This is a genomic window from Psychrobacter fozii, assembly GCF_003217155.1.
GTDB lineage: Bacteria > Pseudomonadota > Gammaproteobacteria > Pseudomonadales > Moraxellaceae > Psychrobacter > Psychrobacter fozii.
On the sequence record NZ_QJSU01000002.1, the window covers coordinates 48869 to 72353 of the forward strand.

General features: G+C 43.2%; 18 protein-coding genes. 11 read left to right on the top strand and 7 right to left on the bottom strand.

Translation table 11 applies throughout. The features are described 5' to 3' along the window. Positions 1-3 precede the first annotated feature (3 nt). Both nuoN and DFP82_RS03030 read left to right on the top strand, forming a co-directional pair. Positions 4-1482: an NADH-quinone oxidoreductase subunit NuoN gene (gene nuoN / locus DFP82_RS03025; RefSeq protein ID WP_110922269.1), complete on the top strand. Its 1479-nt coding sequence runs from the start codon at positions 4-6 to the stop codon at positions 1480-1482. 164 nt (positions 1483-1646) lie between these two features. After that, a complete protein-coding gene (locus DFP82_RS03030; protein WP_110922270.1) occupies positions 1647-2468 on the top strand; it encodes a ferredoxin--NADP reductase in 822 nt (273 codons plus the stop codon). A gap of 108 nt (positions 2469-2576) precedes the next feature. Here DFP82_RS03030 and DFP82_RS03035 read toward each other — a convergent pair whose 3' ends face one another. After that, a complete protein-coding gene (locus DFP82_RS03035) occupies positions 2577-3374 on the bottom strand; it encodes a hypothetical protein (RefSeq protein ID WP_110922271.1) in 798 nt (265 codons plus the stop codon). Between the two features lie 533 nt (positions 3375-3907). Here DFP82_RS03035 and DFP82_RS03040 point away from each other — a divergent pair. Then, on the top strand, positions 3908-4795 hold the full coding sequence (locus DFP82_RS03040) for an energy transducer TonB (RefSeq protein ID WP_110922272.1): 888 nt from the start codon (positions 3908-3910) through the stop codon (positions 4793-4795). A 134-nt stretch (positions 4796-4929) separates the two neighbouring features. Then, a complete protein-coding gene (locus DFP82_RS03045) occupies positions 4930-5814 on the top strand; it encodes a mechanosensitive ion channel family protein (RefSeq protein WP_110922273.1) in 885 nt (294 codons plus the stop codon). Positions 5815-5824: 10 nt separating this feature from the next. On the opposite strand, the gene ybeY is transcribed toward DFP82_RS03045, so the two are convergent. Together ybeY and DFP82_RS03055 are read right to left on the bottom strand one after the other, a co-directional pair. Then, entirely contained in the window at positions 5825-6439 is a 615-nt protein-coding gene (gene ybeY, locus DFP82_RS03050; RefSeq protein ID WP_110922274.1) for an rRNA maturation RNase YbeY, read from the bottom strand. A gap of 190 nt (positions 6440-6629) precedes the next feature. After that, positions 6630-7721, bottom strand: a complete 1092-nt coding sequence (locus tag DFP82_RS03055) for a PhoH family protein (RefSeq protein ID WP_110922275.1) — start codon at positions 7719-7721, stop codon at positions 6630-6632. 559 nt (positions 7722-8280) lie between these two features. Here DFP82_RS03055 and DFP82_RS03060 point away from each other — a divergent pair. The 4 genes from DFP82_RS03060 (at position 8281) to DFP82_RS03075 (ending at position 13628) form a co-directional block, all read left to right on the top strand. Next, entirely contained in the window at positions 8281-9627 is a 1347-nt protein-coding gene (locus tag DFP82_RS03060) for an FAD-dependent monooxygenase (RefSeq protein ID WP_245905638.1), read from the top strand. A gap of 101 nt (positions 9628-9728) precedes the next feature. Continuing rightward, the gene (locus DFP82_RS03065) at positions 9729-11018 is read left to right on the top strand and encodes an FAD-dependent monooxygenase (protein WP_110922277.1); all 1290 of its coding nucleotides are present in this window, start codon (positions 9729-9731) and stop codon (positions 11016-11018) included. A 56-nt stretch (positions 11019-11074) separates the two neighbouring features. Continuing rightward, positions 11075-12352: a hypothetical protein gene (locus DFP82_RS03070; RefSeq protein WP_110922278.1), complete on the top strand. Its 1278-nt coding sequence runs from the start codon at positions 11075-11077 to the stop codon at positions 12350-12352. Between the two features lie 31 nt (positions 12353-12383). Then, a complete protein-coding gene (locus tag DFP82_RS03075) occupies positions 12384-13628 on the top strand; it encodes a hypothetical protein (protein WP_110922279.1) in 1245 nt (414 codons plus the stop codon). A gap of 3 nt (positions 13629-13631) precedes the next feature. Here the strand turns inward: DFP82_RS03075 and DFP82_RS03080 are convergent, their stop codons facing one another. Further along, a complete protein-coding gene (locus DFP82_RS03080; protein WP_110922280.1) occupies positions 13632-14543 on the bottom strand; it encodes a LysO family transporter in 912 nt (303 codons plus the stop codon). Positions 14544-14749: 206 nt separating this feature from the next. On the opposite strand from DFP82_RS03080, the gene DFP82_RS03085 reads away from it, so the two are divergent. The 3 genes from DFP82_RS03085 to DFP82_RS03095 are packed head-to-tail and all read left to right on the top strand — an operon-like array spanning position 14750 to position 19398. Next, the gene (locus DFP82_RS03085; RefSeq protein ID WP_110922281.1) at positions 14750-17389 is read left to right on the top strand and encodes an alpha/beta fold hydrolase; all 2640 of its coding nucleotides are present in this window, start codon (positions 14750-14752) and stop codon (positions 17387-17389) included. A 3-nt stretch (positions 17390-17392) separates the two neighbouring features. Beyond that, complete coding sequence (locus DFP82_RS03090; protein WP_110922282.1) at positions 17393-18586, top strand: patatin-like phospholipase family protein; 1194 nt, start codon at positions 17393-17395, stop codon at positions 18584-18586. Next, entirely contained in the window at positions 18583-19398 is an 816-nt protein-coding gene (locus DFP82_RS03095; protein WP_110922283.1) for an SDR family NAD(P)-dependent oxidoreductase, read from the top strand. The genes DFP82_RS03090 and DFP82_RS03095 overlap by 4 nt, the downstream gene beginning before the upstream one ends. Positions 19399-19429: 31 nt before the next feature. Here the strand turns inward: DFP82_RS03095 and DFP82_RS03100 are convergent, their stop codons facing one another. The 3 genes from DFP82_RS03100 to nadA all read right to left on the bottom strand — a co-directional run bounded on the left by DFP82_RS03100 (position 19430) and on the right by nadA (position 23436). Further along, complete coding sequence (locus tag DFP82_RS03100) at positions 19430-20305, bottom strand: phosphatidate cytidylyltransferase (protein ID WP_181416231.1); 876 nt, start codon at positions 20303-20305, stop codon at positions 19430-19432. Positions 20306-20384: 79 nt separating this feature from the next. After that, positions 20385-22295: an L-aspartate oxidase gene (gene nadB / locus DFP82_RS03105; RefSeq protein ID WP_110922285.1), complete on the bottom strand. Its 1911-nt coding sequence runs from the start codon at positions 22293-22295 to the stop codon at positions 20385-20387. A gap of 1 nt (position 22296) precedes the next feature. Next, positions 22297-23436, bottom strand: coding sequence for a quinolinate synthase NadA (gene nadA, locus DFP82_RS03110; protein WP_110922286.1), 1140 nt, complete (start codon positions 23434-23436; stop codon positions 22297-22299). Positions 23437-23485: the final 49 nt, after the last annotated feature.

A 23485-nucleotide genomic window follows, 5' to 3' on the forward strand; every position in this document is an offset into this window, starting at 1 on the left:
GTCATGAATGATATTACGATGAATGATTTGATGGGATTATTGCCTTATGCACCAATCATTACCGTAGTGATTACGGTACTGGTGGTCATGATTGCCATCGCAGTTAAACGCTCACATATGGTGACGGGTACAGTTACCGTCGTTGGTTTAAACATTGGTTTATTTACTTTGCTTGGTCAAATGACTGGCATCGTGAATAGTGGAACCATGATACCAAGTGCTGAACAGTTATTTGTGATTGATAACTTTGCTCAGTTTAATATGGTAATCATTTTTATCTGTGCATTGGCTTGTTGTACGTTGTCTTATGCGTACTTAGCAAACCTTAAGGATAATAAAGAAGAGCTATATTTGCTTATGTTGTTATCGACGATTGGTGCTTTGCTGATGGTCAGTGCTCAGCATTTAGCGTCATTCTTTATGAGCTTAGAGATGCTGTCTATACCACTGTACGGTATGCTGTCATATACCTATATGCGCAAAAACTCGCTAGAGTCTGGTCTAAAGTACCTAGTGCTATCTGCAACGGCCTCGGCCACTTTATTGATGGGTATGGCGTTTATTTATGCAGAAGTAGGGTCGCTAGCCTTTAAGCCTATTAGTGTGGAATTGAGCAATCTTTTTGAATCGCCACTGTTGATATTGGGCGCGGCGATGATGATGTTTGGTATCGCCTTTAAACTCTCAGCTGCGCCTTTCCATATGTGGACGCCAGATGTGTACGAGGGTGCACCAGCGCCTATCGCGACCTTCTTAGCATCCGTATCAAAAGTGGCGATGATGGCGCTTGCGGTTCGTTTCTTAATTGATACCGCTTTGCTAGCACTGCCATCTGTACAAATGCTATTGATGGTAATGGCGACCTTATCGATCTTAGTCGGTAACTTATTAGCCGTACGTCAGACCAGTCTGAAACGCCTACTGGGTTATTCTTCTATTTCCCATATGGGTTATGTGATGATCGTGATTGTCAGTATTGGTACGGCAGCGGATAGCATCTCTAGTATGTATATGGCCGTTTATGCGTTGACCTCTATCGGTGCCTTTGGCGTAGTGACTCTCATGTCGAGTCCTTATCGACTATCTGGTGAAGCTGATGAGTTAACTCATTATCAAGGGCTGTTCTGGCGTCGTCCAGTGCTGACTGCTGTCATGACTATCATGATGTTGTCATTGGCGGGTATTCCGTTGACGGCAGGCTTTATCACTAAGCTATTTGCGATATTGGCTGCGGTACAAGGAACCAACTGGTTCTTAGCAGCGATGATTATTTTAGGCAGCTCGATTGGTCTATTCTATTATTTGCGCGTGATGCTTACGCTGTTCAAACGTCCTAAACAGTTTATTGAGTTTGACGTCTCTGGACAGTGGGCGATGCGTACTGGCGGTATCATGATTATTGCGGTGACAGCGATGATTATCTTCTTCGGTATCTTGCCGAGCAATATGATTGAATGGTCAAGTTTGGCACGTATCTGGTAGTCTTGAGAGAAAGGTGAGATAAGTCGCTGCATGTGGCTTATCTGCTGTTACGGTTAGAAAACCAAGATGCGCCAGCTTTGTGATAAGCTTGGCGCATCTTTTATTTTGTATCGTTTAAAATTTTATAAAAATAATTAACAATAAAAAGCGAGTGGCCAGTTCTTATGAGTGACAATATTCAAACGGTAACCGTGCTTAGCAAAACCACGTGGACGCCAAACCTATTTAGTTTTACGGTCAGCCGTCCTGACAGCTTTAAGTTTACTGCTGGCCAGTTCGTGCGCTTGGGCGTCAATCCCAGTCGATTGAAGTACTATACAGAGCAGGGTGGCATGTCTGATGCTGATATATCTGATGAGGATATCTTTCGCGCTTATTCGATTATCTCTTCACCATTCGACGAAGTATTAGAGTTTTTCTCTATCGTCATCCCTGAAGGGGGATTTACCTCACAGTTGCAACATCTACAAGTAGGGGATGAGTTACTTCTTAATACCTTGCCATTTGGATTTTTGACATTGGCGCGTTACCAAAAACCATTGCCAAAAGATCTATGGTTGCTCGCAACAGGTACGGGTCTGGCACCATTTTTATCCATGCTACAAGATTTGAAGACATGGGAAGATTATGAGCACATTGTATTGGCTTATAGCGCGCGCTCGATAGAAGAGCTCGCTTATGTTGAAAAGATTGAAAGCTTACAAGAAGATTTTGGTTCGTTGGTTGAGAATCCAGCAAAGTTAATATTTATTCCTATCGTGACTCGTGAGCCTGTTGAAGGCGCATTAACAGAACGTCTGCCAAAGCTGTTACTGGATGGTACGTTACAAGGGCGTGCAGGCATCGATTTAGATATCGATACTACCCATGTCATGCTGTGTGGCAACCCAGATATGGTGGATGACACCAAAGAAGCATTAAAGTCGCTAGGACTGGTGATGAATCGACGAGGCGAGGGTAATATTGCCGTAGAGAACTATTGGTAGCCATATAACTGATTTGAGTATTCTATAGATCTGCTTTGACAAAATAAAAACGCTGAGCTTCAAAGACTATTGTTTTTGAAGGTCAGCGTTTTTTATACGGTGAAATAGTTAAACTTGGCTTGGTTCAGTCGCATCATCTACGGGATTGACAGGACCTTGCATCAACTCAGGTTCATCATCGTCACTAATGATATCTTCGTTGCTACTTGCGGCTAGTAAGTCACGATAATTAATCTGAGTCTTTAAAATCATTTGCTCTTCTTCAAGTTCGCCATAATTCACTTGTACCTTATGCAAGGTACTCATGATTTTTTTATTCTTTTTTAGCCAGCGATTAATATCAATGTAGATGACTTCATCTTTTGCACGAGCAATATTGATATAAGAGAGCAAAAATCCTAACGGGTCTTTTTTAAGAATACTGTGATAGAACCAGACAAACAGTTTGACACCTTGGCGTTTAAGAAAAGACTCGCAGCGTAAGTTGAGGACGTCAGTATATGTCTGCTGACCAAATACAAAACGTTGGACATTGCGATCGAGCTGAACATGAATCAATCCAAAGTTACTCGCGATTTCCACATAAATGCCTGCCACGTTAATCGTACAGTACAAACGAAACCAGTCGTCATGCATCTCAACACGCAACTCTAAGATGGCCTTTACATTATCAGTGACGAACTTCTGTAGCGAGTCATTGACGTACTCTTGTGTCACTGGCAGCGCAAGTTCATCTTCAAATTTATCCGTTGTTCTATCATATATCTGTCTGATAGATTGGGTAAGGCGCTCCCAGCCACCGCTAAACGACTCATCGAATCGATAGCCTAAATTGTCAAAGAATTCGTCAAAATTGTCTGAAGTATCCATGTTGTCAAAATCACTCAAACTTCTTATCCTTATCATTATAGGGGTGCATCATCGTATAGCGCGCGCTCAGCATCGCTAATCAAAAATGGTCGATGAACGTTTATTTGATAATACGATGCTTATTAAACAGTATATATTAAATATGATGGCTTCAAAATGCACACATGTACTTTGTAGTCATTCATTTGGTCAATATTGAATATCAGAAGACAGCACTGACAGCGATTATGTTTTAGAAAATATGAATCGCGGATAATAAAAAAGCCTATTTGGTTTATCTATGTTCACTATATAGATGCTGATATCTAGGGTGCTTGCAGCCCAATCGTCAATGTTCTTTCATCTGGCGTATGGGTTTTGTATTAAGTTTGACGGTATTTTTTTAAGCGTTTGCCTAAAGAATTGTAAAGTTTGCGTGAGTGGGTTAGATTGCTAACGCACAGGTTCTCGTGGCGACACAATTCTATGTCATGGTATGATAGCGCCAGAATAAATCATACATACCATTATGATGCTTATTATTTGCTGTTTTGTATTTATAAGCTCGTACCCATAAGCTGAGATCGACTGTGGCCTATATTAAAGATTCACAAAGCTATCACTTTTCCGCACAAGTACCTAAGCGAGATATTAGCTTACCTGTTGCTATCGTTATCGCAGTTGGTGTACATGTGCTTATTATTTTTGGTGTTAGCTTTTCTATGGGGAAAGACCCTGCTGCGATGATGCAAGATGTCGCAAAAGCGCTGACTGACAATATGAAGCCAAATGAGGATGCTCACTTTATTGCTGATGCCTCCCAAGAAGGTGGTGGTACGGTACAAGAGCAACTGAGACAAGAGACGGATCAGATTAGCCCATTGTCTGCTGAGCAAATGAGTGAGACACAAGATGTGATTAGCTTGCAACGGCAAGTTCGACAGCAGCAGTATCAAGAGAGCTATCTACGCACGACATTAAGTTGGCGCCAGGCCAATGTAGAGTCGGATAATGATAGCAAAGAAGCACAAGACGATATGATTGCACAAGAAGAGCGTCTGCGAAAACAAGTCGCTACCTTGGAAGCTCAGTTGTCTCAGCGCCAGCAAGTGTATGCCACCAAATCGAAAGTGGTGACTGTCGATAGTAATTCAACGACACGCGGTGCAGCAGCGGACTATATCAATACGTTTCGTGAGCATGTCGAGCGCATCGGCAATCTACATTATCCCGTACAAGCGCGCGCGCAAGGCATCACTGGTGAAGTACGTCTAATGGTAATCATCAGTAGCGATGGTAATATTAAAGCCATTCGCTTACTTGAGAGCTCAAACTCAACGATATTAGACGAAGCAGCCAAACAGTCGGTTAGACAAGCCGCGCCTTTTGGTGCATTCACCAAAGATATGAGTGATATTGTCGAGTTACGTTTGATTCGTACTTATCAATACAGCGATAAAGTGAATGTGACTTATTAAGATACTTCTTAAGATGGTTCGAATGTAATCGATGATGAAAACTAGCATAAAGCATAGTCATTCGTGCGTTATTCTAGTTTTGATATGACAGACACTCAAATTCATAAAACACAGCTATAAAATAAAGAGTCAGTATGGAATTTTTAGGTTTTACCATAGATATTGCGGCCTTAACCAGTAATGCAGTAAGTTTGGTTATAAAAGTAGCACTAGCGATATTGATATTCGTCGTAGGACGTTGGCTTGCCAAAAAAGCCGTCGCTATCGCACAAAAAATTATGCTGCGTAGTCACTTAGATGACACGGTTGCTAGCTTTTTGGGTCGTTTAATCTACGGCGTGCTATTAGTAGTAGTTGCACTAGCAGCACTTAGCAAAGTTGGTGTGCAGACGACTTCAGTTGTCGCCATATTAGGTGGTGCGGCCGTTGCGATCGGTCTGTCACTAAAAGATCAGCTGTCTAACTTTGCCGCTGGTATTATGATTGTGACGTTTCGCCCGTTTGTACGCGGTGATTACGTGCAAATACTGGGTCACACAGGCACGGTGACAGAGATCAGTTTGATTAATACGCATCTGACCACGACCACCAATCACGATATTATCATCCCTAACGGTGACATCACCACAACCGCGACTATCAACTATTCGTCGTTACCGAATCGCCGCGTGGATATCACTATCGGTATTGGCTATGATGCCGATATTAAGACAGCAAAAGACATCATGATAAAGCTGGCCACCGATAATCCGCTGGCATTTACTGATCCTGCACCTATCGTCCGTGTGACCAATTTAGGGGACAATTCAGTTGATTTGACCTTAAACGTTTGGACTACCAATGCGGACTGGTGGAGCATGCAATGTGATTTGCTTGAGCAGTTTAAATACGCGCTTGATGACAATAAAATCGACATTCCATTCCCACAGCGCAGTGTACATGTCAAAGGTTTAGAGATGTTGATGGGCAACAAAAACGAATCGCCATTGCCATCTTTAGACAAAGATCAAAACCTTTAAATCGTATTCATTATAAATAGGGGTTTGGTAGGTTTAGGCCTGCCAAAACCTCAATTTCAAACTGCTCCATCTCATCTTGTTCAGCTTGTCCGAGCTCATGATCAAATCCTAGTAAGTGCAGCACACCATGTATTAACAAGTGGCTAATGTGCTGTGCGACTGTCTTTTCTTGTTCTGCTGCTTCATGCACGATCACATCATGACAAATAATCAGCTCACCAAGCGCTAGCGTTGGCATCAGCTCGATGATAGCGGCTGGCAATTCACTAGGATAAGACAGAATGTTGGTCGCATAATCCTTGCCTCGTGCCTCCAAATTCAACTCACGACCTTCAGTCTCATCAGTGATATATATATCGAGTGATTTGGCTTTTTCTTGCCATAATTCAACATCAATATCTGCAAAATAAGGCAGTACTAAATCACTATTAATTTGCTTATCTATGTAATCTAAAGTTGCCATCATCACAGGTAGTAGTGTGTCACGATGATAAAAAGTATCGAGTAGTGTGTCATCAATACTACTCGTTGCACTGATGTCTAATATCTCAAAGCTTTCATCATTATTAGTGATATCAGTTGCCTTATTTTGGTTAAGATTATCATCGTCATTATACTGGCTCATGTTGTTCTCTCCTTACTGTATTGTCATGTCGTTTGTTTAATTTGCTAAAACTGCCCAAGGCTAACTTACCAACCCTAATCTACTACGCTAATTATCAGTCTAGCAGCAAAAAACCGGACTACTAATCAGTAATCCGGTTTTGCATTTCTATATTTGCGGTTCTAGGGTGGCAAATATCAAACCTGCCATTTTATAGTTTTGCCGCAGCATTAGCGATAGCTTGTCTACGCTCTTGCTCTTTGATACGCTCAAACTTACGCTTTTCTTCTAATATGATTTGCTCTTCATCAAACACATCATAGGCTTCGACAATTTTTTGTACCAATTGATGGCGTACCACATCTTTTGAGTCAAACTTAGTGATATGAATCTCTTCGATACCGCTTAAGATTTCCATCGCTTGCGCCAAGCCAGACTTATGACCCCGTGGCAAATCAACTTGGGTCACGTCACCAGTGATCACGGCTCGTGAGCCAAAACCCAGACGGGTCAAAAACATTTTCATCTGCTCAGGTGTAGTATTTTGCGCTTCATCCAAGATGACAAACGAGTTGTTTAATGTACGACCACGCATATAGGCGAGAGGTGCAATTTCGATAACTTGTTTTTCAATCAGTTTGCCCACCTTTTCAACACCGATCATCTCATATAGCGCATCGTATAATGGACGCAAGTAAGGGTCGATTTTTTGCGTTAAATCACCCGGCAAAAACCCCAGTTTCTCACCAGCTTCTACCGCTGGACGCACGAGTAAAATCCGCTCAATCTCATTACGCTCAAGCATATCTACGGCGCAAGCAACGGCTAGATACGTTTTACCAGTACCAGCAGGGCCAATACCGAATGAGACGTCAGAGTTCAGCACACTTTGGACATAGGTTTGCTGGTTGCCACCGCGAGGAATGATACGACCCTTACGGGTGCGCAAGCTAACTGGCGTAAACTCACTAGCGATATCGAAATCTTCTTCTTCGGCAGCATCTTCTGCCTGTTGTGCATCCGCTGCCATGTCTTCGTCACGAGAGATACTAGATTGGATGATGAGATGCAGCTCTTCGGCACTGATGTCTTTTTTATTTTGGGCTTCATCCACCATTTTATAAATAATACGTTCACCACGCTCAACACCGGTCACATCACCGCTCAGGCAAAAATCGCCTTGACGCTGCATGATTTTGATATCGAGGCGTTTTTGGATATATTTCATGTGATTATTGTATTCACCTAGCACGATTTTAAGCTGTGCTGGCGTCAATGATTCAAACTTTATACGGCGGCTCATGGAATCAGTCAAGCGATTATCCTTTTATTGTGTGCCCAAAGTGATGTTGTTTTATTAAGCTTTGGACTTAAGAGATAAAGTAGTCGGTCGTTATTGTCTTGGCTTTAAATTGTAGAGATAGAAATGACGGTAGCAATGCTGTTGGTTTTGTTGTTTGTTTTAGGAGTGGTGATAAGTAACGGTCTTGCCTTTATTATGGTAGATAGTTTTTAAATTTCAAGCCATACATCATATACGTGACGCTGTTTTTGTATGGTGATTGCAACGGTCATGCTTTATTTAATGCTTTTGGCTTTTACGTGTCAATCTGATATTAAATTAGTCTTCAGTAGTACAAGATATCACGAATTTTTAGTACACGCTTTGTCTACCGTTAAGAGCGCGGAGTGATAGGTAATTTGTGGTAATCTAACAGTGATATCATAGCGCCTATAATTAAATTTAAAACACGAATAAAATGAGCAGGATTATAAAGTATAAGTGGTTGCTAGCGGCAATTAATAGCCCATTCATCAATTATAGAAAGCACTTCCCATACAATAAAGTAGGAATAATAATGATACAAAATACTGATGTAAACTTATCGAATGCTAAAGACAAAGTTGAGAATGCAGTTGAAAAAAATGTAGTCAAAAACATAGCTGATAATAGTAAGGCTATCACGGCGCAGCAAGTACTTATCGCAGGTGGCGGGCATGTCGGTTTATCCTTTGCACTGCTGCTAGCAAATCATGGCATTGCGAGCACGTTATTAGAAAAAAACAGCTATCCAACTATTAGTCCAAAAGATGATGATAATCGCAGTCACTATTTGGACAGTCGCAATACCGCATTATCACGCCGCACCGTACAGATTTACCAAGAGATTGGCCTGTGGGATGAGTTGCAAAGCCATGCCTGCCGTATCGATGCAGTACAGGTAAGCGAACAAGGCAGCTTTGGCCGTGCGCAGCTCAATAAAGCTGAAGAAAAAGTAGAGTCATTTGGTCAAGTAATAGAAAATGCATGGCTCGGACGCAAGCTTTTATTGGCCGCGCAACATGAGCCGTTGATTACCTTGATTGATAATGCCAATGTCAGCGCAGTGACACAAAAAGCGGATGGTGTCACGCTGAGCTTTAGCTATTACGGTGAAGAGGAACAAGCGCAGCAATTGCAGGGCAGTGTCTTGGTCGCTTGTGATGGACGTGATTCTACCGTGCGTCAGCTATTGGATATCGGCACAACCACTTATGATTATCAACAAACAGCTATTGTGGGTGTGGTAGAAACTGACAAGGCGCATGAGCATGTCGCGATTGAGCGCTTTAGCCCAGCAGGTCCACTTGCCGTACTACCACTGACAGATCCAAATGGCGACGGCAATGATGAGTATCAGAATGGCTATAGACGCTCGGTCGTTTGGGTATGTCCAAAGGGCGAAGAGAAACGCTATCTAGAAGACGATGCGCATTTTTTACAGACGTTACAGCAAGCCTTTGGTCAACGAGCTGGAAAATTCATCGCTGCTGGTCGTCGCGGTGCTTATCCATTGACACGTGTGCTAGCAGACAAGCAAGTAGATGGTCGCTGCGTGGTCATGGGCAATGCTGCTCACACACTGCATCCCGTAGCAGGGCAAGGTTTTAACCTGTGTATGCGTGACGCGCATGTATTGGCGCAGATGATGAATGCGCAAGTACTGAAGGGCGCAGATATTGGTGATCCAACGCTACTCAAACGTTATGAAAAAGCACGTCTAAGCGATCAAAAACGAGTCATTCGTTTTTGCGATGCTGTGGTACATGGATTTACCCATCCTAATCCAGTCATAAAGCTAGCAAGAAATGTGGCTCTAGTTGCCTTTGATAAACTGCCAAATATCAAGCCGTTGGTTGCGACCTACGCGATGGGTTTAAAGTCATAGCGATATAGCTAATCCTCTATAAAAAAGTGACAGTGTTAATATTGCTTGAAGTAAGATTGATAACAAGCATTCTAATATCGACTAGTATTGAGAGACACCTTATGAAAAACAACCATACGCTGATTATCGGTAGCGGTATCGTTGGTGCGACACTTGCGCTAAAACTGGCACAAGCAAAAATGCCTGTGACGTTAATTGATGCTCGTCCCGCACGAGATGAATTAGCTTGGCAAGGCGTGCTGAGCAAACGTGATGCTCGAGTCTATGCACTGAGCTTGGCCAGTATTAATCTGCTTAAAGACGTGGGTGCTTGGCAAAAGATTGCGAGCTCTGAGCGCAAGGCGGATTACTCACAAATGCAGGTATGGCAACTGAATGGTAGGGGTGAGCTGTTATTTGGTGAGAGTAGCGATAACTTTGGTGATAGTAGTGATGATCCGTCTAACTCTGTTATGCAGCAAATGCTGGGTAGCATGGTCGAGCCAGCCGTTATTGAGCATGCATTATGGCAGCGTTTGTGTGAGGATGACGTCAGTGATTATCTAACCATTATCGCGGGGCAAAAAGTCACAAATATGGATTGGCTCGGTGCAGCGTCAGGATACCGTGTAACCGTTGATGATGGTACTGTGATTGACGCTCAATTATTGGTTGGCGCGGATGGTCGGGGTTCATTTGTACGTAAACAGGCAGCGATTGGTCTAGATACACTCGATTATAATCAAACCGCGATTTGCTGTGCGATTCACACCGAAAAACCACATCAGGCAACCGCACGTCAGGCGATGTTGCCCACAGGTACGCTGGCGTTGTTGCCGTTAGCGGATATTACCGATGACGATAAAGCCAATCCACAGCATTGGCAATCGATTGTATGGACATTGCCACGCAATCAAGCATTGGCATTGATAGAGGAAGATGGACGCGTTATCGCCGATAAACTGGCTGCTGCCTGTCATTATGAGTTAGGCGCTATCAGTCAGATTGAGTCAATCGCTAGTTTTCCATTGACCGCGCAACAAGCAAAAAGCTACGTCGCTGATAACTTGGTATTAATCGGTGATGCGGCACATGGTGTGCATCCGCTGGCGGGTCAAGGGCTGAATCTGGGCATGCTTGATGTGCAAGTATTGAGCGAACAATTAGCACACGACTTTACTCGTAGTGGCGGTACGATTTGGGGCAGCAATCAAACGTTGCGTCGTTACGAGCGTCTGCGTCGTCCGCATAATAGCCTGATGATGCACAGCTTTTCGGCACTGAACTGGTTGTTTGCGGGGTCGCTTGCGCAATTACGTCCCGTGCAGCAGATACGCAGTGAAGGCATGTACCGTGTTGGTAAAATGAAGCCGTTGATGCGCTTGTTTGCTAAGCAGGCGAGTGGCGTCTAAGCGCTTAAAGCTCAACCACCGTCTATCTTAAATCAAATACCTTAAGGTAATCCCTTATGCTCATCCCTAAATACTGGGCGCAATATAAACAGCGCTTTGAATTGTCAAAAATGGCTGATAACGCATCCGATGACTTTAATTCTAAGCAAGCAACTATTAAGCGCTATGGCTGGTCAGATATCAGTCAAGTAGAGGCCTTGGCCCATGCTAAGGCACGAGTGAAGGAGGCTCATCAACGCTGGCTAGAGGGTGAGGATATTGTCAGACGTGAGCGTAGGGAAGAGTATAACGAAAGTAATGGCATTCCTATTCGTGAGCAGATTATTTCTAAACAGAGTTTTTCAAAGAGTGGCCTAACTGCAGGTGGTTTAGAGAGTAAGGCACCTAATACGCAGCTCATTGTCACACGTAACAGTTACGGCGCGCAGGTTGCCAATGTCAGTAATATTGTGATTATAGATGTTGATAATAACGACTTATTGCATCAAAAGTATCCTGATGAGTATGATAGTCATGGCTTTATAGGGATAATTAGGAAGTCGAATAATGTCTCAAAGAAAACTAAGGCAACCGATCCCGATCCGTCATCGCCAAAAAACAATGAAAAACCAGTATCGATGAAACCGTTTGTATGGACTGTCGTAATTGCTGCAATTATTTTAGCAACTTTTATCGCGATGAAATCATTATCATGGCTATGGCTGCTATTATTTTTAGGAGTAGCGACGGCAATACTATGGCATCAAGCCAGTAAGTATGATCAGGAACAGCATCAAAGATATATGGGTCATGTGGCCTCATTGCAGACCTATATGATAGATTTGATTCAGCAGCGCGTCGCCAGCCATCCACAAGAATCCTTTCGTTTATATGAGACACCTGCAGGCTTTCGTATTATGGCTACCCACGATACTATCTCGCCAAATGATGCGTTAGTTGTAGATTGGTTTGAGTATTTCCATGCCGATGCCAATTACGTGCGTCTCTGTCAGGCGCAGCAGTGCTTTCGAGCGCGGCTCACTGCTAAACCGTGGCGTATGGCTGAGGTTGCGGATAAAAAACTGACTAAAGATATTCCTGCTAAAAACTTTTGGTTTGATGCTGAGAGCGCGGATGCATATAGTAGTATTGAGCAACGTCAAAAAGAGTTAAAGGCGCGGAAAGAGTGGATTAACAATTACGATAAGTATGCTAAAAACTATCGAGCCTGTCGCTATGTTGAGGATTTTTCTGGTAAAGAAGCTAGCCATCAGTTAGAGCACAAATCCATACAAGCATTTATTGCATGGCATGATAGAGCTTGTCAGATGGATAAAGCCTTATCGATGGCTTGATGGATTTTAAATTGTGACTTAAGGATTATCTATGAATGAAAGCAACTTTCAAGAAATTTTGAGAAATGTTGATAAAAGACCTATTACTTTAATAAAAATGGATATCGAAAAATCTAGTGCTTTGAAAGAATCTGTAGGGAATCGTGAATACATAACTCTTGCTCTTCGTCACAATTATTTTGAAAAAACAAGAAAAAACAGTATATGTATTTTAGAGCTAAACTATGACAATAGAGCAAACATGACAGAGTATCTGTTGGGAGTGGTGACTAATAAGTCGGCAATTACAACATTTGAAACAAGAGTATCTATCAATAGTTTGAGTAAAATATACATGTCATCTTTTGTTGATTTATCTTCAAAATTTAAAGATGAAAAAATAGAAAAAACCTTTAAGACTAAACTATCTTCAGAGTTAGAAGTAATAAATCTTACTTCTGCCACTAGTAAGGCTGCTATTAATGCATTACTTGAAGATAAGAATAATCACTATGCCCTAAATAAAGCTTCTAAGATATTAAATATATCTAAATCAAAAGATTACATAGATCTTGTTCAAGAAGATGCTGAAAATATGGCATTAAAAATCTTCGGAATTGATGTCAATAAAAAGACTAGATATGAAAGTAGGCTCTATGAAGATAATGTAATTCAAACCGATCTTAATAATTTGGAAGGTTTCACTAAAGTTGCGGCAGATTATACAGGTAGAGTTTGTTATGTTAAAAATCAAGAGCGGTTAACCATATACCATTCTAATAAACTACCTTTAGAGAAAATGCTTGGTGTGGATTTAATTTACATTAACGAAACGATGGGTTCTATAGTAATGATTCAGTACAAAATGCTTGAGAAAGAGTATGAAGACTGGGTTTTTAGACCTGATTTACAAATGACAAAAGAAATATCAAGAATGAAGATCCCAGAGTCTTCAGGGAGTCGCGAAGGCTATAGACTGAACAGTAACCCATTCTTTTTTAAGTTTATAAAAAGAGAGGCCGAGGGCTTAGGTTCTTCGTTTGTGATTTCCTTAGACCATTACCAACACTATATTTCTACAGAAAATGCTAAAGGCCCTAGAGGTGGTGAGCGCATAGGTTTTGAAACACTTAAACGCAACTACTTAACTTCAAGTGATATTATAAATTTGATTCGTTCTGGATATGTTGGTACTCATGTTCAAGAAACTAAAGCGATAAAAATTATTGTTGATGAAGTCGCAAAAGGAAATAAAGAAGTAATCATTGCATGGCAAGATAAAGTTGAGCAAAGTTAGTTATCACCCTAACGCCGAAAACAACACCATCAATACGGGTGAGACAATATTAATAATAAAGCCAAAACTAATTGCCAATGGTACAACCTTTAGACCGCCTGATTGCTGAATGATTGGCAAGGTAAAATCTAAGCTCGTCGCCCCGCCAAGCCCTACTGCAGCTGATGGATATTTTCGCATAAATACTGGGATAAATATCAAGGCAAAGAACTCACGCACCAAGTCATTGAATAAGGCGACACTGCCCCAGACGGCGCCATAAGCATCGGTCATCACAATGGCAGATAGTGAATACCAACCAAATCCTGATGACAGAGCCAAGCCTTTTGTCCATGATACATCACTGAACATCAGCGCAAAAGTTAAGCCACCTGCCAATACTGCTATCGTAAAGACAACACTCATCTCAACGCCACGTTTATTGAGTAGGACTTCTTTGAGCGTAATGCCTGAACCCTTTAAACCAATACCGACCAGCAAGATTAGTATCATTAGCAGAGCAGTCATGGTGTTTTCTGGTGGCATGTAGTTCGCTGGTAGGAAATAGCCAATTACCATGCCGATTACTACGCAAACGACTTGGGCGAGGCTGCCACGAATACTGACGCGATGCTCTTTAGATTTGACGCTGGGTTTTTTAGCCTGCCATGGGCGCATGTTATCGAATATCATCAAAGCTAGTAGACCAGAGCCGATAGTGAGGATTGAAAGCACAGCAACATAAAGCGCAATCTCACCTACTTGACCGCCTAAGCCCTCGACTTGCGATAGCTCAATGCCAATTAGCGCTAAAATGACAAACACTAAATAAGATAAGCCCTTATCCGCAAGCCTTGTCATAGTGGGATTAGAAGGAATGGCAAAGCCAATAAACATTGGCATTAAGACCAAAATAAGGGTAACTATGCTTTGCATAACGGCAGACTCGTGGGTTTTAATAAGGCATTTTTAAGAAGCTGAAGATTGTAACATATCAAGTTATAAATACTGACATTGGCAAACCATATTCTTTATAAAGCCCGATTTTTATGGATTATAATTAGATTTATCGCCACGTTTAAGTATTTACTTAATAAACTTTTGTTGTTAAATTAAGACACCGAAAATACGTGGTTGGCATTATGTCGCTATATCAGCTCAAGCCTAAATTTCAAGATCAGCTGCGACCGCTGAGTAATGCGTTGGTCGCAAAGAACATCACTGCCAATCAAGTCACTGTATCCGCAGTATTATTGAGTGTGGGTACGGCTTACGTGATTGCTAAGCCTGCGATTGAGCAGCAAGCGTTATGGCTTCTACTGCCTTCATCACTGTTTGTACGTATGGCACTCAATGCCATCGACGGCATGATGGCGCGTGAGCATGGCCAGGCCTCTAGATTGGGTGCAGTGCTCAATGAAATAGGTGATATTGTTGCTGATACGGCGCTCATTGCCAGTTTGGCTCCGCATGTCGCTAAACATGATTTACGAATTAATTCTGAACGACAAACTCTCACGAGTAAGTCGCTAACCACTCAGCGGCATGTCAGCAGTATTGTAGCGTTGAGTGTTAGTAGTGAGCTACTCGGTATCGCCAGCAATACTTTACTAGGGGTTCGTGCTAACCAAGGGCCTTTAGGCAAAAGTGATCGCGCTTTAATACTAGGCGTGCTTGGGGCTTTTATGGGTAGCAAGGTACCGTTATCGCGCGCTCATCTCAGCATCACACCGCTATTCATATTGACCGAAGTACTACTATTAAAAACTTGCCTAAACCGCTTACGTTATATGGCAAATCTATATTTGATGCATCAGCCACCAGCACTTCGAGCAGTAACGTGTGAGTCAACAAACAACTCGCTATCTCTTACTACTGTTTTGCCAAATAATTCTATTGATAACGCTCGCCCATTGGAGTTCAAAGAAATGCCAACCACCACTGTTAATAGTCAAAAATTAAAAGAACAGGCTAGCGTTAGTTTTGAGCAGTCTTTAGCAAAAATTATTGGTGGTGAAAGTTGCTACAACGCTTATGACAGCACTGCTATTTATTATCGCTATTGGTTAACGATGCCTTTAGAGGACGTGCAAAAAGCCAATCAGCCGTTACGCCAAGTTATTCTGTTACATCGTGGACACGAGCATTCGGGTCGATTAGCAGAGTTAGGAGAGCAGTTTGCAAAAGCTGGCTATCAAGTTTTTGCTTGGGATGCACGTGGCAATGGGCGCTCGGGTGGTATCAAAGACCATGCCGAGAGTGTTACCGAGCTAGAACGAGATTTAGACGGTTTTGTGCAATTGGTTATTGGGCAGACAGGCATTGCTATTGAAGATACCTTAATCGTCGCCAGTAGTATCGGTGCGGTACTGGCAGCAGCATGGGTGCATGATTATGCGCCCAGTATTCGCGGGATGATATTGGGCACGCCTGCGCTAAGTATTCGCTTATATCTGCCTTTTGCGATACCGTCATTGAAGGTAGCACGTACGTTAGGTCTGATGTCGCGTGTTAGTAGCTATGTCAAAGCGCAAGTATTGACTCATGATAAGGACGCGCAGCAAGCTTATAATGCTGATCCATTGATATCGAATAGTATTTCAACCGACTTACTCATCGATACCCATGCGACGGGTCAGCGTTTGCTCGACGATGCAGGGGCTATCACTGTACCGACGTTTGTCTTATGCGCGGGCAAAGATTATGTGGTCGATAAGCAGGCTGAACGCACGTTTTATGAAGCGATTAATACACCTACCAAACGCTGGCAGTTGTACCCAGACAGTTATCATGCGATTTTCCACGAGACCAATAAGGCTGATGTGTTTGCCGACTGCATAGATTTTGCTGAGCAGGTCTTTGCCGCGCCAGTACAAGCGCCTGATCTGAGTACCGCTCATTTGAATAGCGCGAGTAAAGATAAGGTAGACCGCTTAGCGATTAAGCCATTTAATCCAAGTTTTGCGATTACCCGTTTTGCGATGCAAAAGTTCGGTCATGTGAGCGATGCGATTGCGACAGGGCTTGAGCATGGATTTGACTCGGGTCATTCGCTGGATCACGTTTACTATAATCAGCCTAGCGGTCAGAATAAATTTGGTCACGCAATCGATAAATTTTATTTGAACAATATCGGCTGGCAAGGTATTCGTATTCGCCGTGAGCATATATTAGAGCTGGCACGTTTAGCACTCGCAGATATCGAAGATAAAAACCAAAGTAGCGTCAAACCATATCAACCAAAACTATTAGATATTGCCAGTGGCCATGGTTTTTATGCGTTTGATCTGTTGACAGCGTTTACCGATTTGCAGGCAGAGCTACGAGATTATGAGATGCATAATATCAAAGCACTACAAGCAAAAGCGGAGCAGTTAGCGATTTCTGATCGAGTCATTGCTTGTCAAAAAGATGCGTTTGACGTGGTAAGTTATCCTGATTCTGATAACACAAAATTTGATGTGGCCATTAGCTCAGGCGTGTTTGAGTTGTTTTCTGACAATACACTACCCGAAACGGCATTGGCAGGTATTTATGATAGTTTAAAAGCGGATGGTTATCTAATTTACACCAACCAACCGTGGCATCCTGAGCAAGAGTTTATCAGTAAAACGTTGAACAACCACCGTGGCAGCAGTTGGGTGATGCGTTGTCGCTCACAAGCCGAGATGGATCAATTGATTGAACGTGCGGGCTTTAAAAAGGTTGCCATGCGTATCGACCGCTTTGGTATCTTTACCGTGTCATTGGCGATCAAAACGGCACCAATCAATGATAAGTAATAAATGAATAATAAACCTACTAAGCCTTATGAGCGTGTCCAGCTTTTTTCAGGAGGAGGCTCGCGTTTTGGCTATTACTTAGGCAGCTATGCAGCATTAGTTGCACATGATTTGACGCCAGATATGATCATTGGTACTTGCGGCGGGAGCTTATCCGCTTATTTGGTCAACCTAGCGCCTGACCCTAGGGACTTGCAAGCGCTGATGTGCAGTCGCGAATTGTCTCGTGTTATTGCTGCAATTAGGCATGTTTCACCAGATGAAGCTAATAGGCGTTTAAAAATGCGTTATATGACTCATGCACTCAAGCGTTTGGGTTTATCCTTATCACGTCAAGCGTCTAAAGCACAACGGCATCGACATACAGACAGCTATGCGCGACTCTTAGATGAGTTACAGCAGCTGGCGATGTTTCGGGTCGATAATGAAGGGCAATGGCTCGATGAGCTATCTAGCTTTGCATCTAGCGAAAATGGCAGTCGTCGGTCTAACGCTAATACGCCTGAGATAGCCATCATTGCCAGCCGACTGTATCAAGCGCCTGTTGATGGTTTATATAATGAACAATTAAAGCTACAAGAATTATTATTTGCACCGCCACGCTTTGAGCATTCTGTATCAAGTCTGACCGACGAGGAAATGAGATCTTCTGCGCACGCCTTTGCCAGTGAGCGGATACATCCGTCTGTAAAGGTAGAAACACAATGGGATTTTGCACCAGTGGTTCGTGCTTCTATGGCAGACATGTATTATTTACCGCCCACGTATATCGCAGAGCTTGGCTGGTGCTTAGGTGGGGTTATTAATCTCACACCTATTGAGCTAGCATGTCAGTTGGGTGATAGCGTATTTGCAGAGACTAAGGCAGGTTATGACTCATGGCTGGCTGCTCCCGCGATTCAGCGTGTTTTTGGTTTTGATCCTAATGAGCGACTGGCAGCAGTACACGGTTATCAACCGATGGAAGTGTCGTCGCACACTAATACTGCTAGCGAAAAACATCGGCTACACTGGCTACCATTTGCCGATAATGAGCAGCAGTTAGCGGGCCAAAATGTGCAAAAGCGTTTTAATATAAAACAAATGATTGTTGAGCTGATACACAGTAATTACGACGGCTTTGTGCAGCAAATGCAGGCGCAATGGCAATATGGCTACCAGCGCACGGCCGACTATATACAGCAGCATAATTTATGAAAATTCTCGTAGAAGATACCGCCGAAAATCATACGCCGCATATTATTGTCGTTGGTGGTACGAGTGGTCTTGGCTTGGCATTGGCTTTGCATCATTTGCAGCTTGGCTGGCAGGTGAGCATTATTGGAAGTAACGAGGCAAAGATAGCCGACATTAATAACCAGCATCCTACCGTCGTGACTTATGTGTGCGACTTAACGGATGTTATCCAAACACAGAGTCTATTAGATGAATTGTCAGCTACAAGCTTTCAAAGGCTCATATATAGTGCGGGTAGTTACACCAATGAGCGTGTCCAACATCTGAGTCAAGCAGACAGTGATAAAATGTTAGCGATTAACTTGCAGGCATTTGAGCAGGTTTTTAGATGGGCAAGTGTGCAGTTAAAGCAGCAACATCAGTCACTGGACTTTGCCAAAGACTGTAGACCAAGCCTCATCTGTATCGCCTCTATCGCTGGCACGATGGATTATCCGTATGCCAGCCTTTATGCGAAAAGTAAGCGCGCGATGATTGCGGCTGCTAGCGCTTATCGAGCAGCACTTGCGCCTTATAATATCCAAGTGACGTGCATTGCCTCAGGCTATATTGATACCCAAGCATTGCGCGACTTAAATGACGGTGATGCCAGTCATAAGCCCTTTATCATGAGCACGCAAACAGCGGTTGATCAGGTTATGCAAGCGATTGACGATGATATAGAACTGGCAATATTCCCACGCTCAATGCGCTATATCACGAGGGTCTTGAACCATTTACCTAAACCCTTACTCAACCTAATATTGCGCGGTAAGCTAGACAAGCCTTCTTAACCAAGAACTGTTTTAATCAAAAATGGTCAGCTCAGCCAAAGAGCCAGTAGAGCAGGGTGAATATTGGTACTCCAATCAGTAAGCTGTCTATCCGATCTAATACGCCGCCATGTCCAGCGAGCATCGTTCCAGTGTCTTTTATGCCATGTTGACGCTTAAATGCTGACTCTAATAAATCTCCAAAGATACCGCTCACCGCCAAACCATAAGCGGCTAATAAACAAAGCCACCCGCTGAAAGGCGTGAGCCAGTGACCTAGTACTGCTGCCAACATCGCTGCAAAAAAACTGCCAAAGACCGCGCCTTCAATGCTTTTATTTGGGCTAATAGTCGGGGCGAGACCTCGCTTAAACAGTTTGCGTCCCAGTAGTCGCCCACATAAATATTGGGCAATATCGTTGAACTGGCTGGCGAAGAATACAAAAAGTAAAATACCATATTGCTCACGCTGCCATGTCAATTGCTGCAATACGATAAGGCTTAGAATCAGAGAGATAAAGGCGCTACTAAATATGATGTCCAATAGATTGAGACGCGTATAGGAGTGTATCAGTACTGATTTTGGTTTATCAGATATGATTTTTGGTTGTAGCCCGCGTGCTTGGAGCTTGCTAATCAGCCCTGCTTTGTCATATATGCTCCATACGCGTTTAATCTCATAGCAGCCGCGTAGCCCGATTAACATAAAAAACGCAATGAGTACCCATTGATAAGGATAACCATGCTGACTATTATCTATTTTGGCGATAACATAGCATACGCACAGCGCCACTAGCATGAGCCACCAAGAGCGTGCAATCAGATAAATCTTAGGCAAGCGAGTACGTAGACGAGGGATAGCCAGTATGCCCCAAACCAAACTTACTACCGTCATAAGTCCGATAACAAACAGCGTATCAGTAGACATGTTTTTGACACTTTGAGAGATATAAAAAGCAGTCATCAACCACTTTAAGAATGACTAGAATGCAAATTGACTGCTGCTTTTATGTGGCAGTCGTCGCTTTTATTGCTCTAGCTCCTGAATGAACAATTATAGGCTGAATGAGCCAGTCAATACTACCTTCTCTCGTGTCTAATAATGGATTAATCACACTCGTCTGAGGTGTGACGGCTAGATTTGGATAGTCTGTTCTATAATGCCCACCACGACTTTCAATGCGCTGATAGGCAGACTGTACAATCAATGTCGCTAATTGTAACTGTCTTTCTAACTGTAAATGTGTAAGCTCATCAATGCTAACAGCGCTATTTTTGCGATTGATGTTGCTATCACTATCATTACTATTAAGTGAACTTAACTCAGGTTTTTTCAACCATTTCTGCCATTTTTGTATTTGTTTAAGCGCTTCCTCTAACTCTTTAGCACTACGTGTAATGCCCATGTTGGCGGTCATCAAGGCTTTTAGTTTTATAATAATTTCTGTCATGTCAGCATCAGAATGGCAGTGCTTACTGGCTTCATGATAATCGTATAAATTTGATGTCGACGATGTAAAATATGGCAGAGTAATAGTTTGGGTGTTCTTCAGTATGGGTGTTTTCCAAATGTCATTGGCACTTACATTCAAATTATGACGATACGCCGATGTATGTAGCTCTGCATCTAATACTTCTATTTCTGTCAAATAACGAGGCAAGTCAGCAGCGATATTGCGACCAACCACCACACACTCCAATAATGAATTACTTGCTAAGCGATTGGCTCCATGTAGCCCTGTATAAGCAACTTCACCTGCTGCATAAAGACCCACTATATCCGTCATACCGTTCACAGATGTGACGACCCCCCCACAACTATAGTGGGCGGTAGGGGCGACTGGTATCGGATCCGTCGTAATATCAATACCAAGCGTTAGCAACGTCTGATAAATTTGCGGAAAATGCTCTTGTAAAAATGGCGCTGGTAGATGACTGACATCAAGATGTACGTAGCCAAGACCATTTACATTAATCTGCTCAGCGATCGCTCGTGCAACGATGTCTCTGGGTGCCAATTCAGCACGCTCATCAACGTCTAGCATAAATCGTCGACCTGTCTGCGGACAGTACAGCCGTCCACCTTCACCGCGTAACGCTTCAGATATCAAAAAGCTGCTGTCATCTAATGCTAAGCCCGTAGGATGAAATTGAATGAATTCTAAATTTGCCAAACGGCAACCCGCTTGCCAAGCCATCATGACGCCGTCACCGACACAAACATTGGGCGCGCTGGCACGTTGAAAAAGCTGTCCTAAACCGCCACTGGCCAGTACGACTGCGCGACTATAAACAGTGAGTTGACGATGACTCTTGTGGTCAAAAACGCGTGCACCTTGGCAATGGTTGTCTCTATTGCCTTTCAGCAAACTTAACGCTTCATGATACGGTAATATCGTGATATTACTTGCAGCATGTGCCTTTATAATTAAAGCTTCCATCACGTGCCGACCCGTTGCGTCATCAGCATGGGCCACTCGCCTGCAGCCATGGCCACCTTCTTTGGTAAGGTGTAAGTTGCTAATTTCTAAGTCACTAGTATTCAAATCAGTACTATTTAAATCAGTTAAAGTTTTTTGCTTCGTATCTTGTTGTGTGTTCTGAGTAAAAGGGACACCTTGTTCGCATAGCCACTGTATGGCCTGCTGTCCTTCACTTAGTATCTCCGTCGTATTATTGGCGTCGCATAACCCTGCGCCTGCGATTAAGGTATCAGCGACATGGTCGGTCACGGAGTCGTTTTTGTCCAAACTTGCAGCGATACCACCTTGCGCGTAATGGCTTGAGCAAACCTCCAAAGCGGCTTTACTCAGTACCATGATACTTAGCGATTTTGGTAGTGATAGCGCAGTACTTAAACCGGCCAATCCTGCACCGATAATAAGTACGTCTGTTCGCCTGACATTATCCGCGCTCATACTAGGCAGCCCCAACGTTAGCGAACAGTTTACGGTCTTTTACGATATCGCCACTGGCGGCCACACGTTGTTTTTGTGATTCAGCAAAATCAAGCATGCGTTGTAAAGGTTTTTTGGCAGCTGTTGCTAGCTCTAGTGTCATCAATACTTCACCGCTAAACTGCGTTAAACACTGTTCGATACCTTTTAGACCATTCATTGCCATCCAAGGGCAAAACGCACAGCTCTTGCAACTGGCACTTTCACCAGCGGTAGGCGCTGCCAAAAATCGCTTGGTGGGCGAGCGCTTTTGCATCTCGTGTAATATGCCCAAATCGGTAGCGACGATAAAGGTATCTGCATCCATCTCATAGGTTGACTGTAATAGTTTGCTGGTTGAGCCGACCACATCTGCCAGCTCAACGACGCTATCAGGTGATTCAGGATGTACCAAGACCTTGGCGTCTGGGTACTCATCTTTCAGCTGCAGCAGTTCGGTTGCCTTAAATTCATTATGTACGAGGCAAGACCCTTGCCAAAGCAACATATCTGCACCAGTCTCGCGCGCGATGTATTTACCCAAATGACGGTCAGGTCCCCAAATGATAGCTTCACCTTGAGCATGTAAGTGTCGGACGATGTCGATACCAACGGACGAGGTCACTACCCAGTCTGCACGTGCTTTGACCGCGGCGCTGGTATTGGCATACACCACCACGGTACGCTCAGGATGGGCATCACAAAAGGCTGAAAACTCATCAGCAGGGCAGCCCAAATCAAGCGAACACTCGGCTTCTAAGTCTGGCATCAGTACGGTTTTTTCCATGCTCAATATTTTTGCCGATTCACCCATGAAGCGTACGCCTGCGACCACCAATGTCTGTGCACTATGTGCTTGACCAAAGCGTGCCATCTCAAGAGAATCGCCAACACAGCCACCAGTCGCCAATGCCAAATCCTGAATAAAAGGATCGACATAATAATGCGCGACCAGTACGGCATTATTACCTTTCAATAATTGCTTAATATTTTCTTCAACCACGATACGTTCTGAACGCGGCAGATCCGCTGGCATCTTAGCTTTGGCATACTCGATATTCATTTTAGTCGCAATGCGGTTGTCATTGCTCATGATGGGTGCGTCATAGGGATAAGTTTTCATAAGTGCAAACCTTGTGTGCGATAACGACACGTTATATGTCGCTAAAAAT